This window comes from Burkholderia sp. BCC1988, from assembly GCF_905339895.1.
Taxonomy (GTDB): Bacteria; Pseudomonadota; Gammaproteobacteria; order Burkholderiales; family Burkholderiaceae; genus Burkholderia.
Window position 1 is genome coordinate 444,634 of the sequence record NZ_CAJPHA010000001.1, and the last position, 19,102, is coordinate 463,735.

14 protein-coding genes are annotated in these 19,102 nt (G+C 69.1%); 7 read left to right on the plus strand and 7 right to left on the minus strand.

The window, feature by feature from the left end; translation table 11 throughout:
- Positions 1 to 30: 30 nt before the first annotated feature.
- Positions 31 to 963 (plus strand): ABC transporter substrate-binding protein, encoded by a 933-nt coding sequence (locus U4012_RS01830; RefSeq protein ID WP_321795664.1) that lies wholly within the window; start codon positions 31 to 33, stop codon positions 961 to 963.
- A gap of 135 nt (positions 964 to 1,098) precedes the next feature.
- On the opposite strand, the gene U4012_RS01835 is transcribed toward U4012_RS01830, so the two are convergent.
- Both U4012_RS01835 and U4012_RS01840 read right to left on the minus strand, forming a co-directional pair.
- Positions 1,099 to 2,199 carry an LLM class flavin-dependent oxidoreductase gene (locus tag U4012_RS01835; protein WP_321795666.1) on the minus strand — a complete coding sequence of 367 codons (1,101 nt, stop codon included), beginning with the start codon at positions 2,197 to 2,199 and terminating at the stop codon, positions 1,099 to 1,101.
- Between the two features lie 52 nt (positions 2,200 to 2,251).
- Positions 2,252 to 3,217: an ABC transporter substrate-binding protein gene (locus U4012_RS01840; RefSeq protein WP_044844585.1), complete on the minus strand. Its 966-nt coding sequence runs from the start codon at positions 3,215 to 3,217 to the stop codon at positions 2,252 to 2,254.
- Positions 3,218 to 3,518: 301 nt separating this feature from the next.
- Between U4012_RS01840 and U4012_RS01845 the strand changes: the two genes are divergently transcribed.
- The 3 genes from U4012_RS01845 to U4012_RS01855 all read left to right on the plus strand — a co-directional run bounded on the left by U4012_RS01845 (position 3,519) and on the right by U4012_RS01855 (position 6,797).
- Positions 3,519 to 4,436 (plus strand): serine aminopeptidase domain-containing protein, encoded by a 918-nt coding sequence (locus U4012_RS01845; RefSeq protein WP_044844586.1) that lies wholly within the window; start codon positions 3,519 to 3,521, stop codon positions 4,434 to 4,436.
- A complete protein-coding gene (locus U4012_RS01850) occupies positions 4,433 to 4,864 on the plus strand; it encodes a MarR family winged helix-turn-helix transcriptional regulator (protein WP_124484736.1) in 432 nt (143 codons plus the stop codon). The genes U4012_RS01845 and U4012_RS01850 overlap by 4 nt, the downstream gene beginning before the upstream one ends.
- A 472-nt stretch (positions 4,865 to 5,336) precedes the next feature.
- Positions 5,337 to 6,797, plus strand: a complete 1,461-nt coding sequence (locus tag U4012_RS01855; RefSeq protein WP_321795672.1) for a sialidase family protein — start codon at positions 5,337 to 5,339, stop codon at positions 6,795 to 6,797.
- A gap of 63 nt (positions 6,798 to 6,860) precedes the next feature.
- Here U4012_RS01855 and adhP read toward each other — a convergent pair whose 3' ends face one another.
- Positions 6,861 to 7,889, minus strand: coding sequence for an alcohol dehydrogenase AdhP (gene adhP / locus U4012_RS01860; RefSeq protein WP_321795674.1), 1,029 nt, complete (start codon positions 7,887 to 7,889; stop codon positions 6,861 to 6,863).
- Positions 7,890 to 8,352: 463 nt separating this feature from the next.
- Here adhP and U4012_RS01865 point away from each other — a divergent pair, with 463 nt between their 5' ends.
- Both U4012_RS01865 and otsA read left to right on the plus strand, forming a co-directional pair.
- Positions 8,353 to 10,380 carry a TonB-dependent receptor gene (locus tag U4012_RS01865; protein ID WP_321795676.1) on the plus strand — a complete coding sequence of 676 codons (2,028 nt, stop codon included), beginning with the start codon at positions 8,353 to 8,355 and terminating at the stop codon, positions 10,378 to 10,380.
- Positions 10,381 to 10,851: 471 nt separating this feature from the next.
- On the plus strand, positions 10,852 to 12,258 hold the full coding sequence (otsA, locus tag U4012_RS01870) for an alpha,alpha-trehalose-phosphate synthase (UDP-forming) (RefSeq protein ID WP_044844592.1): 1,407 nt from the start codon (positions 10,852 to 10,854) through the stop codon (positions 12,256 to 12,258).
- Between the two features lie 22 nt (positions 12,259 to 12,280).
- Here the strand turns inward: otsA and U4012_RS01875 are convergent, their stop codons facing one another.
- Together U4012_RS01875 and ftsH are read right to left on the minus strand one after the other, a co-directional pair.
- On the minus strand, positions 12,281 to 12,748 hold the full coding sequence (locus U4012_RS01875) for an OsmC family protein (RefSeq protein WP_044844593.1): 468 nt from the start codon (positions 12,746 to 12,748) through the stop codon (positions 12,281 to 12,283).
- 124 nt (positions 12,749 to 12,872) lie between these two features.
- Entirely contained in the window at positions 12,873 to 14,840 is a 1,968-nt protein-coding gene (ftsH, locus tag U4012_RS01880; protein ID WP_321795680.1) for an ATP-dependent zinc metalloprotease FtsH, read from the minus strand.
- A 417-nt stretch (positions 14,841 to 15,257) separates the two neighbouring features.
- Here ftsH and U4012_RS01885 point away from each other — a divergent pair, with 417 nt between their 5' ends.
- The gene (locus U4012_RS01885) at positions 15,258 to 16,922 is read left to right on the plus strand and encodes an acid phosphatase (protein ID WP_321795683.1); all 1,665 of its coding nucleotides are present in this window, start codon (positions 15,258 to 15,260) and stop codon (positions 16,920 to 16,922) included.
- Between the two features lie 122 nt (positions 16,923 to 17,044).
- Here U4012_RS01885 and U4012_RS01890 read toward each other — a convergent pair whose 3' ends face one another.
- Both U4012_RS01890 and U4012_RS01895 read right to left on the minus strand, forming a co-directional pair.
- Positions 17,045 to 18,541, minus strand: coding sequence for an FAD-dependent oxidoreductase (locus U4012_RS01890; protein WP_321795686.1), 1,497 nt, complete (start codon positions 18,539 to 18,541; stop codon positions 17,045 to 17,047).
- A gap of 302 nt (positions 18,542 to 18,843) precedes the next feature.
- Positions 18,844 to 19,053 (minus strand): hypothetical protein, encoded by a 210-nt coding sequence (locus U4012_RS01895; RefSeq protein WP_044844596.1) that lies wholly within the window; start codon positions 19,051 to 19,053, stop codon positions 18,844 to 18,846.
- Positions 19,054 to 19,102 lie beyond the last annotated feature (49 nt).

Here is a 19,102-nt window from a genome sequence, read left to right on the forward strand (position 1 = left end):
CGCCGCTCACGACCTGCGAGGCAACCGACGATGATCGACCGACGCCAGTTCATCACCGCCACGCTGGCGGCCGCCGCTGGCCTGCGGTGGCACGCGGCCGAGGCCGCCGCCGCGACGGCGGACCTCGATCCGCGCCAGGCCGGCCGGATCCGCGCATCGCGCGACGATGCGGCGATTCGCGCGGCAAGCAACTACCGCTGGGTACGCGACGGGGCCTTCACGGTCGCGATCTCGCCGCACGCGCCACCGGTATCGACCTATGCGACCGACGCACGCACCGTGGTCGGTGCCGATCCCGACTATGCGCAGCTCGTCGCCGACGCGCTCGGCCGCACGCTGGTGCTGGTGCCGATCGCATGGGCCGACTGGCCGCTCGGGCTCACGTCGGGCAAGTACGACGCGGTGATCTCGAACGTCGGCGTGACCGAAAAACGCAAGGAGAAATACGACTTCACGACCTACCGGCTCGGGCTGCACGGCTTCTACGTGCGCACCGCGAGCCCGATCGCGAAGATCGCCGAACCGAAGGACGTCGCCGGCCTGCGCGTCATCACGGGCGCGGGGACGAGCCAGGAGCGCATCCTGCTCGAATGGAGCCGGCGCAACGTCGCGCAAGGGCTGAAGCCGACCGAACTGCTCTATTTCGACGACGATGCGGCAGCACGCGTCGCGCTGCTGTCGGGCCGCGCCGATGCCGAGCTGAATCCGAACGCGTCGCTCGCGTACGAAGCCGCGCGCGACGGCAAGATCCGGCGGGTCGGCGTCGTCAACGCGGGCTGGCCCGCGAACGCGGACGTCGCGATCGCGACGCGCCGCGGCAGCGGGCTCGCGCCGGCGCTGACGCTCGCGACGAACGCGCTGATCGACAACGGCCGCTACGGGCAGGCGCTGGCGCGCTGGGGGTTGCAGAGCGAGGCGGTCGCGCGCGCGGAGACGAATCCGCCGGGATTGCCGTCGTTTTGATTCGATGTGTCGACGTGTCGACGCGTCGTTGCGTCGGCACATCGAGCTGCGCATCGGTCGCGCAGCAAATGAAATCGCCCCGGCATCCCTTAAAGAAGATGCCGGGGCGAACCGACGTGGGCGGGCCGTCGTTTCCTACGCCGTCAGCGCCGCGCGATCGCGATGGTGGTCGAGTTCCGCGATGTGCGCGTGGATCGCAGGAATCAGCTTGCGTCCGTAATCCAGCGCATCGTCGAGCGGATCGAAACCGCGAATCAGGAACGTCGATACGCCGAGCTTGTAATACGCACCGAGCGCACGCGCGACCTGTTCCGGCGTGCCGACGAGCGCGGTCGAATTCCAGCGCGCGCCGGTCAGGTTCGCGACGCCCATCCACAACCGCTCGTCGAGCACGTCGCCCTGCGCGGCCGCGGCCATCAGGCGTTGCGAGCCGGCGTTCTGCGGCGCATGGCCGTCGATCGGCTGGCCGTTCGCGAGCCGCGCCGCGCGCACGCGCGCGCGGATCGCCTCGGCCTTCTCCCACGCGGCGGCTTCGGTATCCGCGACGATCGGCCGGAACGACACGCTGATGCGCGGCGCGCGTCCGAACGGCACTGCCGCGGCCCGCACGCGCGCGATCTGCTCGCGCACGGCCGCGAGCGGCTCGCCCCACGTCATATAGACATCCGCGTGCTGCCCGGCCACGGCCAGCGCGGCCGGCGACGAACCGCCGAAATAGATCGGCACGTGCGGCTGCTGCGCGCCTTTCACGACCGGCGACGCACCATGCAGCCGATAGAACTCGCCGTCGTGATCGACCGGCGTGTCGGCCAGCCAGATGCGTTTCAGCACGTCGAGATATTCGCCGGTGCGGCGGTAGCGCGCGTCGTGCGGCACGAAATCGCCGTCGCGCTGAAGATCTGCATCGTCGCCGCCCGACACGACGTTCAATGCGAGCCGGCCGCCGCTGAACACGTCGAGCGTCGCGATCTGCCGCGCGGCGGCCGATGGCACGATCACGCCCGGCCGGTGCGCGAGCAGGATGCGAATATGTTCGGTCGCGGCGGCCGCGAACGACGCGACGATGAAGCCGTCCGCCGCGTTGCTGAAATGGCCGACCAGGATCTGGTCGAAGCCGGCGGCTTCGTGCGCCTGCGCGAAGCGCCGCACGTAGTCGGGCTGGACGGCGGCCCCGCCCGGTACGTCAACCTCCGCGCCGGGCGTCGCGGTGATCATGCCGATGATGTCGACGGGCATGTCGATGGTCCTTCTTGTCGTCGATCCGAAATGGCTGCGTGCTGCGGCACGCTCACTGCGCGGCGGCCGTCTTCTGCGCGGGCGCCGCGAACGCGCCCGCATACGAGCGGTCGAGCAGCTTCGCCGTGTCGTACGCGACCGGAATCACGCCGGCCTTGTGCAGGAAGTCGGCGGTGTTCTGCGCATCCTTCGCGGCCGTGTCGTCGACCGGGCCCACGCGCTGGTGCGCGTTGTTGAGCCAGCGGTACGCGACGTCCGGCTCCAGCTTCGCGCGCTTCGCCCACAGGTCCGCGTACTCGCGCGGATGACTGTCGACCCACTGGCGTGCCGCCACCACGCGCTTCAGGAAATCGGTGATCTCCGCGCGCCTGGCCGTGGCCGCCTGCTCGTTCGCGGCGACGAAGCTGAGCGCGGGCATCAGGCCCTGCGCGGTCGTCACGGGACGGGCGCCCTGGCGCAGCGCGAGCGTGCTGACGAACGGCTCCCACAGCGACACGGCGTCGACCGAGCCGTTCGCGAGTGCGTTGGTCGCATCGATCGGCATCAGGTACGCGTACTTGACGGAATCCGCGCGCAGGCCATCGTGTTCGAGCGCGCGCAGCACGAGCTGCTGGCTCCACGCGCCGCGCCAGACCGCAATCGTCTTGCCCTGCAGGTCGGCGACGGTGCGCACCGGCGAGTTCTTCGGCACGAGGATCGCGACGCCGTCGAGGCTCTGCCGCGACACCGCGACTACTTTCACCGGCGCGCCGCGCGCGGCCAGCGTGAGCAGCGCGGAATCGCCGAGGAAGCCGACGTCGATCGCGTTGCCGTTCAGGCTTTCGGCGACGGGCGCGGCGGCCTGGAAGTGCTTCCACTCGATCGTATAAGGCAGGTCCTTCAACACGCCGGACGCCTCCATCGATGCCTGGATGTTGAAGTAGTTCTGTTCACCGACGCGCAGCGTGACGGTGTCTTTCGCGATGCCCGGCTGCGCGGCGAGCGCGAGCAGCAGCGCCGTGACGATTCGGCTCAACAACGTGATCTCCCCGGAGGTTGGCGGGCGGCCGCGCGACGGCGTCGCCCCTGGGTCCGCCTGGCGCGACGGCTGGCGGACGGGATGGAACCGATGAAGATACGGCGATCCGCTTCATGAGACAAACGCAATATTCTGCTATGCAAATATGCAAACGTTTTATGAAATGATCGCCGCGCAGCGACGCCGTCCACCGGGCTTCGTGGAACGCCGTTCGAATGATCCCTCGACAGATATTTCGCACGCGAAATACATGGCGAACTATATTTCGTATACGAAATACCCACCCGGAACGAGGACGGCCATGACGTCAGAACCCATCGAGTTTTCCGCCGCCGACGGCTACACGCTGCGCGGCACGCTGTGGTCGCCGGACGCGCCGCCGCGTGCGCTGGTCTTGATCCATCCGGCCACCGCCGTGCCGGAGCGGCTCTACGCAGGCTTCGCGCGCTTCCTGACCGAACGCGGCTTCGCGGCGCTCACCTACAACTATCGCGGCATCGGCGCGTCGCGGCCCGCGCGGCTGAGCGCGCTGCAGGCCCGCATGCGCGACTGGGTCGAGCTCGACGTCGGCGCCGCGATCGCGTGGGCGCGCGCTACGCACGACGGGCTGCCGCTGCTGGCGGTCGGGCATAGCGTCGGCGGCCATGCGATCGGGTTGTCGGCCGGCACCGCGCACCTGCGCGCGGCCGTGCTCGTCGCCGCGCACGCGGGCAGCACGCGGCTGATCGCCCGCGCGGCCGAGCGGCTGAAGGTGCGGCTGATCCTGCGCGTGCTCGGCCCGCTCGCGTCCGCGCTGCTCGGCTACGTGCCCGGCAAGCGGCTCGGCCTCGGCGAGGACCTCCCGGCCGGCGTGTTCCGCGAATGGAGCCGCTGGACCACGCTGCCGCGCTACTTCTTCGACGATCCGACGCTCGGCGCGGCCGAGCGCTTCTCGAAGCAGCAGCTGCCGATCCTCGTGCTCGGCTTCGACGACGATCCGTGGGCGAACCCGCCCGCGATCGACCTGCTGGTAAGCTACCTGACCCGGGCGGCCGTCGAACGCCGCCAGATCGATCCGCACGCCGCGGGCAGCGGGCCGGTCGGACACATGGGCTTCTTCCGCAGCCGGCCAGGCACGGTGCTGTGGCCCGCGGTCGCCGACTGGCTCGCGCAGGCGCTCGACGCGCCGCGCGATGCGGGTCGCCCGTCCCTTTCCATTGCAGCCGGGAACCGAGCTTGAGCGAAGACCGACGACTGTTTTTCCTGTTGACCATCGGCCAGCGGCGCGTGCAGCGCTGGGTCGACCGCAAGGCCGAGACCGATGCGCGCGCGAGCGCCGCGCAGGCCGGCGTGCTGTTCTGCCTCGCGAGGCAGGACGGCGCGCTGATCGGCGAAGTCGGCGCGGCGCTGCAACTGGCACCGTCCGCGATGACGGGGCTCGCCGACAGGATGGCGAAGGCCGGCCTGCTTGCGCGTCACGCCGATTCGGACGACGGGCGCGCAACGCGACTGTTCCTGACCGACGAAGGACACGCGGCGCTCAAGCGCGCGCGCGTGGCGCTGCGCGAGCTGAACGGCAAGCTGTGCGACGGCTTTTCCGACGCCGAACTCGACGTCGTCGCGCGCTGGCTGCACGCATTGCAGGACCGCTTTCCGGCCGAGCGCTGAACCGTGCCGGCGGCGCGCCGCATCGGCACGAACCAGCGTAATCGATAGCGATTTCGATTCGTGCTTTCGATTCGCGCTTTCAATTCGGTTTCCGAACTTTCAGGCGGCAAATTTTGCGTTCCGGCGGCATTGCTTCGGCAACGCTTTCCGGCTACGTACTGTTACAAAAAATTGCCTGCCGCGCCGCATATCGATCGCCTACATTGCAATCCACTTCGACGCATTCGTCGTCTGCACGGCCTGGCCTTCCCGTTGCGTCCGCAACCCTGGACGCACCCGACAAGCAATGAAAACGAAGAGGTGTCTTGACCGACGTGCTGGCGGCATCCAGCACACGCGGATTGCGATGACCGCGGCGGCTTCCTGAACGACACGATCCGACGCATGGCACGGCATTCATTGCCGCGCGTACCGGTGCGCGTCGTGCCGCCGTGCCGCACCATCGCCGCCGCACGTCAACGAGGAGCAATCCATGCGACGCACGATCGTGTCCCACTCGCTTGTCCCCAGCCTCACCCGCCTGTCCGCCGCGATGGCCGTGGCGATGGCCGCCGCCGCGGCCGCGCATGCCGATCCCGTGGCCGTGTCCGGCCCGAGCCCGTTCGCCGCCTGTACCATCGGCGGCCCCGGCACGAACTACGTGAACGCCGAGGTCGAACCGTGGCTGTCGGTCAACCCGGCGAACCCGACCAATATGATCGGCGTGTGGCAGCAGGACCGCTGGTCGAACGGCGGCGCCCACGGGCTCGTCGCGGGCTATACGTTCGACGGCGGCGCCACCTGGGCGCGCACGCCACAGCCGTTCAGCGCCTGCGCGCCGGGCGGGCTCAAGTACGAGCGCGCGTCCGATCCGTGGGTGTCGTTCGGGCCTGACGGCACCGCGTATTCGGTATCGATCTCGTTCAACCAGTCGAACAACAGCAACGCGGTCGCGGCCTCGGTGTCGACCGACGGCGGACAGACATGGAGCAGCCCGGCCTTGCTGATCGCGAACGACGAACCCACGACGCAGTTCTTCAACGACAAGGAATCGGTGACGGCGAACCCGGTGAAGGCCGGCACGGCCTACGCGGTGTGGGACCGCCTCGAACTGCCGAACGGCAACCCGTATGCGAACCTGCACACGCAGGCATACCGCGGGCCGACGTTCTTCTCGAAGACGGTCGACGGCGGCAAGACGTGGAGCCGTGCGAAGGTGATCGTCAACGTGCCGTCGCGCCAGCAGACGATCGGCAACCAGATCGTCGTCGATCCGAAGACCGGCACGCTCTACGACTTCTTCGACCTGATCCAGCCGCCGTTCAACAAGGCGGCCGGCAAGGTCGCGTTCGTCAAGTCGACCGACGACGGCGCGACCTGGACGAAACCGCAGGTGATCGCCGGGCTGCAGACGGTCGGCGTGACCGATCCGAACACCGGCGAACCGGTACGCACCGGCGACATCATTCCGGAACCCGCGATCGATCCGGCGTCGGGGCAGCTGTACGTCGTGTGGCAGGACAGCCGCTTCAACGGCGGCAACTACGACGAGATCGCGCTGTCGACGTCGAAGGACGGCGGCGCGAGCTGGAGCGCGCCGCTGCAAGTGAACACGCCGACCGGGCGTCCCGCGTTCAATCCGGCGGTGCGCGTCGACAATGCCGGCGCGGTGATGGTCAACTACTACGACTTCCGCGACCTGCAGGCCGGCAACACGACAACGCTGCCGACCGGGTTCTGGCGCAAGATCTCGCATGACGGCGGCACCACGTTCGCGGACGAGCGGCGCGTCGGCGGCCCGTTCGACATGAAGCTCGCGCCGAATGCGGAAGGCTTCTTCATCGGCGATTACCAGGGGCTCGACGTGCTGCCGTCGTCGTCTTTCCATCCGTTCTTCGTCCAGACCAACGCAGGCAACCTGACGAACCGCACCGACGTGTTCTTCGCGCCGTGATGCGCGGGTGAGCGAGCGCTGCCGCGACGTCCATTGCGTCGCGGCAGCGCTCCCGAATGCACGTCAATGCATGTCGGTCAGCACGATGCGACCGTCGACTTTCCCTTCGCGCAGCCGCGCGAATATGTCGTTGATGTTGCCGAGCCGGTCGCGATGGATATGCGCGCGCACCAGCCCGTCCGCCGCGAAATCGAGCGATTCCTGCAGGTCGCGCCGCGTGCCGACGATCGAGCCGCGCACCGTGATGCCGTTCAGCACCGTCGAGAAGATCGGCAGCGGGAAATCGCCGGGCGGCAAGCCGTTGAGCGCCACCGTGCCGCCGCGCCGCACCATCCCGAGCGCCTGCGCGAACGCGCTGCGCGACACGGCCGTCACCAGCACGCCATGCGCGCCGCCGATCTCCTTCTGGATCAGCTTCGCCGGATCGTCGGCCGTCGCATCGATCGTCAGCTCGGCGCCCAGTTCGCGCGCGAGTGCGAGTTTGGCGGGAGACACGTCGATCGCCGCGACGTGCAGGCCCATCGCGCGCGCGTACTGCACGGCCACGTGGCCGAGCCCGCCGATGCCCGAAATCGCGAGCCACTGGCCCGGGCGCGTGTCGGTGACGCGGATGCCCTTGTAGACGGTCACGCCCGCGCACAGGATCGGCGCGATCTCGTCGAACGCGACCTGCGCCGGCAGATGGCCGACGTAGTCGGGATCGGCCAGCACGTATTCCGCATAGCTGCCGTTGACCGAATAGCCGGTGTTCTGCTGCCCGTGGCAAAGGGTTTCCCAGCCGGTGTGGCAGTACTCGCAGTGACCGCATGCCGTGTAGAGCCAGGGCACGCCGACGCGGTCGCCCTCGCGCACGTGCGTGACGCCCGCCCCGACCGCCGCGACGACGCCCACGCCTTCGTGGCCGGGAATGAACGGTAGCGTCGGCTTCACGGGCCAGTCGCCGTCGGCTGCGTGCAGGTCGGTATGGCAGACGCCCGAAGCCTTGATGTTGACGAGGATCTGGCCCGGGCCCGGCGTCGGGACCGGCACCTCCTCGATGCGCAACGGTTCGCCGAACGCGTGGACCACCGCCGCCTTCATGGTTTGAGTCATGCGTCGCTCCTGTCTGGTCGATGACCGGGCCAGTATCCGGGCTCGAAACCGGAACGACTTGATACGTATCAACGGAGCGGGAAACGCACGCGACGGTGGCGGATTCGTTGGGAGACATATTGCGCGGGGCCACTGGTGCCGGCGCCGGTTCGACGGTCCGCCTCTGCTTTCGCCGCCGTTTCCGCAGTGTGTCGGAAACCCTGCGGCATGCCGCCGTTTCGCTTGGAATTCGAAATGATATAACATATCATTTCGCGATCTCGTCCACCTGAAACTCGCTCATCCGGGTGGCCGGGCTACGCCGAGTCCAATCCAACCGGGTCACTGCGCGCCGAAAATGCAACAATATATCGTATCCGGCCTTGACCCGCATGGCTCGCTTTCCGATCCGATACCAACCGATTCACCGACCATGCGCGACCTCCCTCGTCTACCGCTTCGCCCGCTCTCGCCCGTTTCGCTGATGCTGTTCGCCGCTGTCGCGCAAGCGCAGGCCGAGACGCCTGCCTCGCCGACGCCATCGCAGACCACACCGCTCGCGCCGATCTTCGTGACCGCGAACCCGCTCGGCGACACCGAGCTGATCGCGCCGACCGCGCAACTGTCCGGCGATGCGCTGACGCGCCGCCAGGCCGATTCGCTCGGCGAGACGCTCAACGGCCTGCCCGGCGTGTCGACCACCACCTACGGGCCGATGGTCGGCCGCCCGATCATTCGCGGGATGGACGGCGACCGGATCCGGCTGCTGCAGAACGGCGTCGCCGCCTACGACGCGTCGTCGCTGTCGTACGACCACGCGGTGCCGCAGGATCCGCTGTCGATCGAGCGCGTCGAGATCGTGCGCGGTCCGGCCGCGCTGCTGTACGGCGGCAACGCGGTCGGCGGCGTCGTCAACACGATCGACAACCGGATTCCGCGCGAAGCGATCGAAGGCGTGACGGGCGCGCTCGACGCGCGCTACGGCGGCGCGAACTCGGTGCGCGCGGGCGCGGCGCAGGTCGAAGGCGGCAACGGCCGCTTCGCGTTCCATGTCGACGCGTTCGACCGTGAAACGAGCAAGCTGCGTATTCCCGGCTACGCACGCAGCAGCCAGCAACGCGCGATCGACGATCCCGACACGCCGCAACCGTACGGCAACGTGCCGAACAGCGACGGCCGCGTGCATGGCGGCGCGCTCGGCGCGTCGTACACGTGGGCCGACGGTTTCGCGGGCCTGTCGTACAGCGGCTACGAGTCGAACTACGGCTCCGTCGCCGAGGACGACGTGCGCCTGCGGATGCGCCAGGAACGGCTCGCGTTCGCGTCCGAGATACGCAACCTGAGCGGCCCGTTCACGAAGCTGAAGTTCGACTTCGCGTACACCGACTATCGCCACAAGGAAGTCGACAACGGCGAAACCGCCACCACCTTCCGCAACCGCGGCTACGAGGCGCGCATCGAGGCGCGGCATCGCAGGATCGGCCCGTTCGAAGGCGCGATCGGCGTGCAGTTCGGCCAGAACACGTTCTCGGCACTCGGCGACGAAACGCTCGTGCCGTCGACGCGCACGAACAGCGTCGCGCTGTTCGGTCTCGAGGAATGGCAGGTCGTCCCGGCGCTGAAGCTGAGCGTCGGCGGGCGCTTCGAGCACGTGAAGGTCGATCCCGATCCGGCCGGCGTCGAGAAATTCGCGCTCGCGCAGCCGCGCGACTTCAATGCCGGCAGCGTCTCGGCCGGCGCGCTGTTCTCGCTCACGCCCGTGTGGTCGGTCGCGGCGAACGTCGCCTACACGGAGCGCGCGCCGACCTTCTACGAGCTGTACTCGAACGGCCCGCACGATGCGACCGGCCAGTTCCTGATCGGCAACCCGAACGCATCGAAGGAAAAGGCCGTGTCGACCGACCTGTCGCTGCGCTATGCTAGCGGCCCGAACCGCGGCAGCGTCGGCGTGTTCTACAACCGCTTCTCGAACTACCTGACCGAGTACAACACGGGCCGCGTCGTGAACGGCGACGGCGAACCGGTCGCGCCCGGCGCCGGTGATACGCTCAACGAAGCAATCTATCGCGGCGTGCGCGCCGAGTTCTATGGCGTCGAACTCGACGGCAAATGGCGCGCGTTCTCGCAGCGCGGCCATACGGTCGACCTGGAACTGACCGCCGACTACACGCATGCGCGCAACGTCGACACCGGCCAGCCGCTGCCGCGGATCGCGCCGCTGCGCGCGACGCTCGCGGCCGACTACGGCTACGGCCCGTTCGGCGCACGCGCGCAGGTCACGCACGCGTGGTCGCAGCATCGTGTGCCCGACAACGACTTTCCGACGGACGGCTACACGTCGCTCGGCGTGATGCTGACGTACAAGTTCCGTGTCGGCGCGATGCACTGGCTCGCGTACCTGCGCGGCGACAACCTGACGAACCAGGATATCCGCTATGCGACCTCGGTAGTGCGCGGCTTCGCGCCGGAAGGCGGCCGCAGCGTGATGGCCGGCCTGCGCACGACGTTCTGATCGCGGGCCGGTGCGTTCGCGCCACGCGTCCCGCGCGTCGCCAACGCCTGCCATGATCGATCGGCGCAGCCAGCCTGCGTCGATCGAAACCGTCGCGATCGACCGCGCCGGCGTGACCGAACACGATCGAATCGGCCTCGCCTTCGCTCTCCCTTCTCCGGCCCTCCACCTTCCGCTGCGCACACGGCCGCTGCGGGGCCGTGCAATTTCCGGTCCTGCCGGTCAAACGCGCGGAACGCCGCGCATCGCACTGCATCGCACGGACAGGCAGGATCATTGATCCCGGTCATGCACTTTTAAATCAGCCGAATGACGAGTATCCTAAAAAAAGCACTCCACGTTCGAACGGCGAATCGCGCGCCCTGATTCCCGTCCGTTCGTATCGCGGCCCCATCGCGCCACGCGTCGATGGCGGCGTCCGCCTCACGCCCTGGCCGCACGAACCTTCCCCAACCATTCGCAGGAGAGCTGGTGAGCCGACTCGTCGTCGTATCCAATCGTATTGCAGATCCCCGTAAGGCCGCGGCAGGCGGGCTTGCCGTGGCCGTGAAAGACAGCCTGCAGGAATCGGGCGGCGTCTGGTTCGGGTGGAGCGGCAGGCTGCGCGGCGACGGCGACCATCCCGCGCACGGCGAAGACGTGCAGATCCAGAACGTCGGCGGCATCCAGCTCGCGACGATCGATCTCGATCCACAGGATTACGACGCGTACTACCTCGGCTACTCGAACAACGTGCTGTGGCCGGTGTTCCACTACCGCCTCGATCTCGCACAGTTCGACCGCCGCTTCGCGGACGGATACCGGCGCGTGAACCAGCTGTTCGCGCGCAAGCTGAGCACGCTGCTGCGCCCAGACGATATCGTCTGGGTCCACGACTACCAGCTGATTCCGCTCGCCGCCGAGCTGCGCGCGACGGGCTGCACGAACCCGATCGGTTTCTTCCTGCACATTCCGATGCCGCCGCCGCCGATCATGGCCGCGATCCCGGAGCACGAGTGGCTGATGCGCTCGCTGTTCGCCTACGATCTCGTCGGCTTCCAGACCGAATCGGACCTGCTTCACTTCGAGCACTACGTCGAGGCGGAAGCCGGCGCCGCGCGGCTGCCGGACGGCCGCCTGCGCGCGTTCGGCCGCACGTTGTCGGCCGGTGCGTTCCCGATCGGCATCAACGTCGACGAGTTCACGGCGCTCGCGGAGAATCGCGACGGCATCGACATGTTCGAGCGGATGCGCGACGAGTATTCGCGCCGCCAGCTGCTCGTCGGCGTCGACCGGCTCGACTATACGAAGGGGCTGCCGCAGCGCGTGCACGCGTTCCGTCAGCTGCTCGAACAGTATCCGGAGAACCGCGACCGCGCGACGCTGATCCAGATCGCCGCGCCGAGCCGCGAGGATCTCGGCGCGTACGACGACCTGCGGCGCGAGATGGACAGCCTGTGCGGCGCGATCAACGGCGATTACGGCGAACTCGAGTGGATGCCGATGCGCTACATCCACCGCACGGTCGCGCGCAAGCGCTTGCCGGGCCTCTACCGCGCGAGCCGCGTCGCGCTCGTCACGCCGCTGCGCGACGGGATGAACCTGGTCGCGAAGGAGTTTCTCGCCGCGCAGGACGAGGCCGACCCGGGCGTGCTCGTGCTGTCGCGTTTCGCGGGCGCGGCCGAGCAGCTGAAGCCTGCGCTGCTCGTCAATCCGTACGACACGCAGGGCACCGCGCAGGCGATCCAGCGCGCGCTCACGATGCCGCTCGACGAACGCCGCCAGCGTCACGACGCGCTGATGGCGATCGTGCGCAAGACCGACGTGCACTGGTGGCGCACGCGCTTTCTCGAGGCGCTCGCCGAGGCCGCGGAAGTCGCCGCCGCGACCGTGTCCTGACGCGCCGGGTCCTGCCGCTCGCTTACACGCCGGTCGTCTCGCGGTCGAGCACCGCACCGTTCACGTCCTGCACCGCCACCGCGATCGGAATGCCTTCGCGCATGCTCTCGGTCACCACGCAATACGCATCGAACCGGTCGAGCATGCGCGTCGCCGCCGCGAGATCGGCCCATGCCTTGCCGACCGACAACGTCACGGCCATCGCGCCGACGCGCACCCTGCCCGCGTCGTTCTGCACCATGTCGACGTCGATATGCGCGGTGACGGGCTGCGGATCGACGCGCTGTTTCTCGAGCGCGAACAGCAGGCTCGCCGCAAGGCAGCTCGCGACCGCCGCGGCCAGCAGCCGGACCGGGTTCGGGCCGCGGCCGGCACCGAGCGGCGGCGGCTCGTCGGTGAGCACCGGCGAAAGCTCGGTGCCGGCAAACGTGACTTCGAAACTGAAACGCGCATGCTGCGCGACATCCACCGATACGTGTGCCTCGCTCATGGCGACTCCGTGACTCGAAAAAGGGAAAGAGAACGCCGGCGCAACGGCGTGCCGGCAAGTGCGAATTGCAGCGAAGGCGCGGCGCGATCATGGCCGCCCGCCGTCTGCGTGAGCGGTCCGCGCTTCAGCGTTCGGGTTCGCGCGGCGGCCCGTATGCGACGAAATCGCGCTCGATCGCCGACGCTTGCTCCGGCGCGTTGGCGCTCGTGCATGGCCCGCGATCGGCCAGGGACGATTCTGAGACCGGCGCCTCGCGCCCGTCGATCAGCGCCTGCAACGCGTCGCGTTCGAGCACCTCGCGCTCGAGCAGCCGTCGCGCGATCCGCTCGAGCGCATCGCGGCGTTCGCCGAGCGTTGCCGCGACGCGCGCATGCGCGTCGGTCAACAGCGTATGCACCTCGTCGTCGATCATCCGTGCGGTGTGCTCGCTGCAGCGGCCCTCGCCCGCATGCCATGCGCCCGGGATGCCGGTGCGCGTTTCGCCGTCGTCGACGCTGACGAGCCCGATCTTCTCGCTCATCCCGTATTGCATGACCATGTGGCGCGCCATCGCGGTCGCGCGTTCGAGGTCGTTCTGCGCGCCCGTCGACACGTCGCCGAACACGAGTTCTTCCGCAACGCGCCCGCCGAGCAGTGCATCGATCCGATCGAGCAGCTCGCTGCGGCGCAGGACGTAGCGATCCTCCGTCGGCACCTGCTGCGTGTAGCCGAGCGCGGCCACGCCGCGCGGAATGATCGACACCTTCTTCACCGGATCGCAATGCGCGCGGCTTTCCGCGACGAGCGCATGGCCGGCCTCGTGATAGGCGATCGTCAGCTTCTCCTGCGCGTTCATCACGCGGCTCTTGCGCTCGAGGCCCGTCAGCGCGCGGTCGATCGCCTCGTCGAAGTCGTCCATCCCGATCGCCGGCTTGCCGAGTTCCGCCGCATGCAGCGCGGCCTCGTTGACGACGTTCGCGAGATCGGCGCCGACGAAGCCCGGCGTGCGCGACGCGAGTTCGCCGAGATCGACCTCGGCCGCGAGCTTCACGCGCTTCACGTGCACGCCGAGAATCTGGCGGCGGCCGTTCACGTCGGGCCGGTCGATCGCGATGTGACGGTCGAAGCGGCCCGGGCGCAGCAGCGCGGGATCGAGAATCTCCGGCCGGTTGGTTGCGGCCATGATGATCACGCCGGAGCCGGCCTGGAAGCCGTCCATTTCGACGAGCAGCTGGTTGAGCGTCTGCTCGCGCTCGTCGTTGCCCGACATCGGACCGACGCCGCGCACCTTGCCGAGCGCGTCGAGCTCGTCGACGAACACGATGCACGGCGCCTTCTGCTGCGCCTGCTCGAACAGGTCGCGCACGCGCGCCGCGCCGACGCCGACGAACATCTCGACGAACGCCGAGCCGCTGATCGAGAAGAACGGCACGGCCGCCTCGCCGGCCACCGCGCGCGCGAGCAGCGTCTTGCCGGTGCCGGGCGCGCCGACGACGAGCACACCCTTCGGGATCTTGCCGCCGAGCCGCTGGTAGCGATCGGGGTTGCGCAGGAACGCGACGAGCTGCTGCAGTTCGGCCTTCGCCTCGTCGATGCCCGCGATGTCGTCGAACGTGATGCCGGTTTCCTGCTGCACGTACACGCGTGCGCGGCTCTTGCCCATCCCGGTGAAATCCTGCAGCCCGCCACGCTTGCGCAGCATCAGGTTCCAGATGAACACGAACGCGACGAGCGGCACCAGCCACGACGCGAGCGACGCGATCCAGCCGGTGTCGGACGCGCCGTGAAACCGGATGCCGGCGGCGGTCAGCGTGTCGATCAGCTGCGGGTCGGTCACGCGGTTGGTGCTGAAGCGCGGCGGCGTGCCGTCCGACTTCACGGCCGCGACTTCGGACGCCGGCAGCAGCGTGCCGGCCTGCGGCATCGTCAGCGTGCCCGTGATCGTCGCCGGTCCGATCTCGAGATCGTCGACGAGCCGCGCGGCGACGAGCCGGTGGAAGTCGCTGTACGCGATCATCGTCGACGCCGGACGCAGCATCAGCAACTGCGCGGCGAACAGCACGAAGAAGCCCGCCGCGATCAGCAATCCTGCGTAATCGAATTTCCTGTCCATGGCATCGGGCCGGCCGCGCGCGTCGACGCGCGCGCTTACGCGTGCACGCGCGCCCGGTCGGCGCGCGGCATCGCCGGCCACGCGCAAACGGAATGGATCCGCGCCATCGTCGCCTCGTTTCGTCGCATGAATGACACCGCGACGGCGCCGCCGGGCGCCGTTCGCGCGGGCAACGCGCCGCAACGCGCCGCCCGTGATTCAAGTCTAGTTCGCGCGCGGACGTCGCGCATTGTCCGACAAACGCCTTTCATCGACGCCGCCGGCCGCGTTATAGTCGCGTTCGTGACATTTTAGTGACAGCCGGCGTCGCCCGCGCCCGGGCGCGACGCCGGCCGTTGCGTCCCGCCGCGCGTCGCGGCAGGCTGTGCGACGCTGCCGCGCATCGAACGACAACCGCCCATCCGAGGAGCACACGACGTGAACGACACCCCCGATCGCCCCGACGACCTTCCCGCCGATCCCGACCGCCGCCGCATGCTCGGCGGCCTCGCCGCGCTCGGCGCGGGCGTCGCGCTCGGCGGCTGCGAGACCACGCCGGGCAGCGCGCCGCGCTCGGCCGCCGACCTGCGGCTCGACGACGCGCTGCGCCGGCAGGTGCGCCACATCGTCGTGATCTATGCGGAGAACCGCAGCTTCGCGAACCTGTACGGCGATTTCCCGGGCGTGCAATATCCGCTGAGCGAGGTGAAACCCGAGCACGCGCGGCAGCTCGATCGCGACGGCAAGACGCCGCTGCCGGTGCTGCCGAAGATCTGGGGCGGGCTCGTGCCGCAGGCGCAGGAAGTCGGCGGCCAGCGCTACGCGATCGCCGAGCGCGACATCGACAAGCTGCCGAACGCGCCGTTCCGGATTGCAGACGCGCAGGGCAAGCCGCTGCCGAACGGCGTGATCACGCGCGACCTGTGGCACCGCTTCTACCAGAACCAGATGCAGATCGCCGCGGGCCGCAACGACCAGTTCGCCGCGTGGGCCGATTCCGGCGGCCTCGTGATGGGCCATTACCGCAATTCCGCCGACACGCTGCGGCTGTGGAACCTCGCACGGCAATACACGCTGTGCGACAACTTCTTCATGGCGGCCTTCGGCGGTTCGTGGCTGAACCACATGTTCCTGATTTCCGCGCAGCCGCCGATGTATCCGGATGCGCACAAGCATCCGCATGCGGCGAAGCTGCTGTCGAAGGTCGACGGCGACGATCCGGCCGGCACGCGCCTGACGCTCGCCGCCGATTCGCCCGCGTCCGCGCTCGACGGCCCGCCGAAGTTCGCGGTCGACGGCCCGCTGACGCCCGATGGCTACGGCGTCAACACGATGGCGCCGCCGTATCAGCCGAGCTACGTGCCGCCGGCCGATCCGGGCAACGCCGCGTATGCGGATCCGGCCGACCGTCGCGTGATCCCGCCGCAAGGCCATGCGACGATCGGCGACCGCCTGTCGGAGAAGAACGTCGACTGGGCGTGGTACAGCGGCGCGTGGCAGTACGCGCTCGAGCACCGCGACACCGGCATGGTGCCGGATTTCCAGTACCACCATCAGCCGTTCAACTACTTCGTGAACTACGCGCCGGGCACCGACGCGCGCCGCAAGCACCTGCGCGATGCGGGCCTCGGCGACGAGCCGTCGACCAATCATTTCATCGCCGACATCGACGCGGGCCGCCTGCCCGCCGTCGCGTTCTACAAGCCGCAGGGCAACCTGAACATGCACGCGGGTTATGCGGACGTCGAATCCGGCGACCGCCACATCGCGCACGTGATCGAACGCATCCGGCGCGGCCCGCAGTGGGCGAACACGGTGATCGTGATGACGCACGACGAGAACGGCGGCTGGTGGGATCACGTCGCGCCGCCGGTCGGCGATCGCTGGGGCCCCGGCTCGCGGATTCCGGCGCTCGTGATCTCGCCGTTCGCGAAGAAGGGTTACGTCGACCACACGATGTACGACACGAACTCGATCCTGCGCTTCATCAGCCGCGTGCACGGGCTCGCGCCGCTCGACGGTGTCGCCGCGCGCGACAAGGCGTTCGCGTCGCGCGGCGCGACGCCGCCGGGCGACCTGACGAACGCGCTCGATCTCGGCTGACGAACGACTGACGCCTCGCTGAAACGACGACGCCCCGGTGCAACGCGGTTGCCCGGGGCGTCGTGTTTTGCCGTGTGCGTTCTGCGTTCCGCGATCCGCGATCCTGCTCCGCGCAGGCGACGCTACGCGACGCTGTGCAACGCGTCGCTCGCCGCACTTGCGGCATGACGACCTGCCTGCCGGCCGAAGAACGTCGCATCGGCCAGCGACAGCCCCGAGCTGTACCCGGCGCCCCAGCGCGGCAGCCCGCAGGTCGTGCGGCCGGCCGCATAGAGGCCCGCCACCGGCGTGCGCGCCGCGTCGAGCACCTGCCCGGTCGGCAGCGTATCGAGGCCGCCCAGCGTGAAATGCGGGTAGAACGCGTAATCGATCCGGCAGTCGAGCGCGACGAACGGCGGCTCGATCAGCGGCTTCAGCCACTTCTTCGCCTTGTGGAACAGCGGATCGACGCCTTCGGCCGCGTGACGGTTGTAGACGTCGACGGTCGCCGTCAGCGTGCCGGCCGGCATCTGCAGGTCGCGCTCGACTTCCTCCCAGGTCTCGCCGGCCGCCGCGATGCCGATCCGCGCGATGTCCGGCGGCTCCTGGTAGGTCGCCTGGTCGACCAGCAGGTAGATCCGGTCGTCGGCCTGGTGGAACGCGTGGTGGCCCGTGCGGCCGTGATAGCCGTCCTCGTTGATGAACCGCTGCCCGCGCGCGTTCACGAAGATCCCGCGGATCAGCGATTCGGGCGCGTAGAACGGCAGGCTGACGAAACCCTGATCCATGTGGATCGCGGCGCCGCCGGCGCTCTGGCCGAGCACGATGCCCGAGCCGTCGTCGCCGGGGCTGCCGATCGGTTCGGCCGAGCGCAGGAACTGCGGCGCATGCCTGCGCACCATGTCGCGGTTCATCGCGAAGCCGCCCGCGCACAGGATCACCGCGCGACGCGCCCGCACGAACGCCGTCTCGCCGTACGCGCGCAGCACGACGCCGCGCACCGCGCCGGCATCGTCGACGATCATCGCCTGTGCGCGCGTGTCGTAGCGCGTCGACACGCCGAGCGCCTGGACGCGCTCGGCCAGCACGCGCATCAGCATCTGCCCGCCGCCCCAGCCCGGCCATTGCGGCGTGTGGCCGCGCGGACACGGCTTCGCGCTCTCGCTGAACGGCCAGGCCTCCTCGCTGCCCGACCAGATCAGGCAGTCGTCGGTTTCCGGCTCGACGATCCGCTCGGCGATGAACGTGTTCTTGTACATGACGCCCTGCGCGACCAGCCAGTCGTAATGCGCGAGGCTCTCGTTCGCATAGAGGCGCACCTTCGCCTCGTCGGCGTCGCGGCCGCCCGCGAGCATCAGGTAGCGGTACAGGTCCTCGGTGTCGTCGCTGAAGCCGGCCTGCCGCTGCGCGGGCGTGCCGCCGCTGCCGCCGAGGTACATTTCGCCGCCGGACAGCGCGCTCGTGCCGCCGTAGCTCGACGCGCGCTCGACGATCAGCGTGTCGGCGCCGGCGCTCGCGGCTTCGATCGCCGCGCACGCGCCGGCCGCGCCGAAGCCGACGATCACGACGTCGTGTTCGGCGTCCCAGCGATGGACGTCGCGGACGTTCAGGGGGCGAGTGAGGGAGTATTCGGATGACATGGAGGCAAGGGTCTGCGTGAAGGGATTCGGTGAAAGGCGGTGGTCGGGGCGCTGCGCGGCCGGCCCGGCAGGCCGGCGCGACGTCGATGCGAGCGATCGCAGGCACGCGAACGCCGCGTCGTCGACGGGGAAATCGAGCGGCAGCCGCGAGCCAAGCCGGGGGCATGCACACGCCGGACGAACTGCCGCGAGCGCGCCGCGCCGCGACACTGCGCTGCGCGAACGCCGTCCACCCGGTCGCCGTCGCATCGTGACGGCGTCAACGTGACATCGAGTCGGCGCGGCACGCGGCCGCGCCGTCGTCACATGCCGCGCAGTGCGGCGAAACCGAAGCGCGAAGGATCGATCGGCACGCAACCGGTCGGCAGGCCGTTCGCATCGAGCGAGCGGCATTGCAGGATGCCGGCCGCATACGGCGGCGCCGGGACCTGATCGGCGCCATATCGCGCGATCACCATCGCCGCGAACGCACCCATCGCCAATACGCACAGCTTGCGAGTCGTCAGTCTCATGATCGTGTCCCCTCCGGTTGGCCGCTATCGCGGTTCGTGTCCGGCGCAC

Bases quoted from the DNA above. Each gene is read 5' to 3' on its own strand.
- U4012_RS01830 (WP_321795664.1), top strand. From the start codon at position 31: ATGATCGACCGACGCCAGTTCATCACCGCCACGCTGGCGGCCGCCGCT.
- U4012_RS01835 (WP_321795666.1), bottom strand. From the start codon at position 2,199: ATGCCCGTCGACATCATCGGCATGATCACCGCGACGCCCGGCGCGGAG.
- U4012_RS01845 (WP_044844586.1), top strand. From the start codon at position 3,519: ATGACGTCAGAACCCATCGAGTTTTCCGCCGCCGACGGCTACACGCTG.
- U4012_RS01855 (WP_321795672.1), top strand. From the start codon at position 5,337: ATGCGACGCACGATCGTGTCCCACTCGCTTGTCCCCAGCCTCACCCGC.
- adhP (WP_321795674.1), bottom strand. From the start codon at position 7,889: ATGACTCAAACCATGAAGGCGGCGGTGGTCCACGCGTTCGGCGAACCG.
- U4012_RS01865 (WP_321795676.1), top strand. From the start codon at position 8,353: ATGCTGTTCGCCGCTGTCGCGCAAGCGCAGGCCGAGACGCCTGCCTCG.
- U4012_RS01875 (WP_044844593.1), bottom strand. From the start codon at position 12,748: ATGAGCGAGGCACACGTATCGGTGGATGTCGCGCAGCATGCGCGTTTC.
- ftsH (WP_321795680.1), bottom strand. From the start codon at position 14,840: ATGGACAGGAAATTCGATTACGCAGGATTGCTGATCGCGGCGGGCTTC.
- U4012_RS01890 (WP_321795686.1), bottom strand. From the start codon at position 18,541: ATGTCATCCGAATACTCCCTCACTCGCCCCCTGAACGTCCGCGACGTC.
- U4012_RS01895 (WP_044844596.1), bottom strand. From the start codon at position 19,053: ATGAGACTGACGACTCGCAAGCTGTGCGTATTGGCGATGGGTGCGTTC.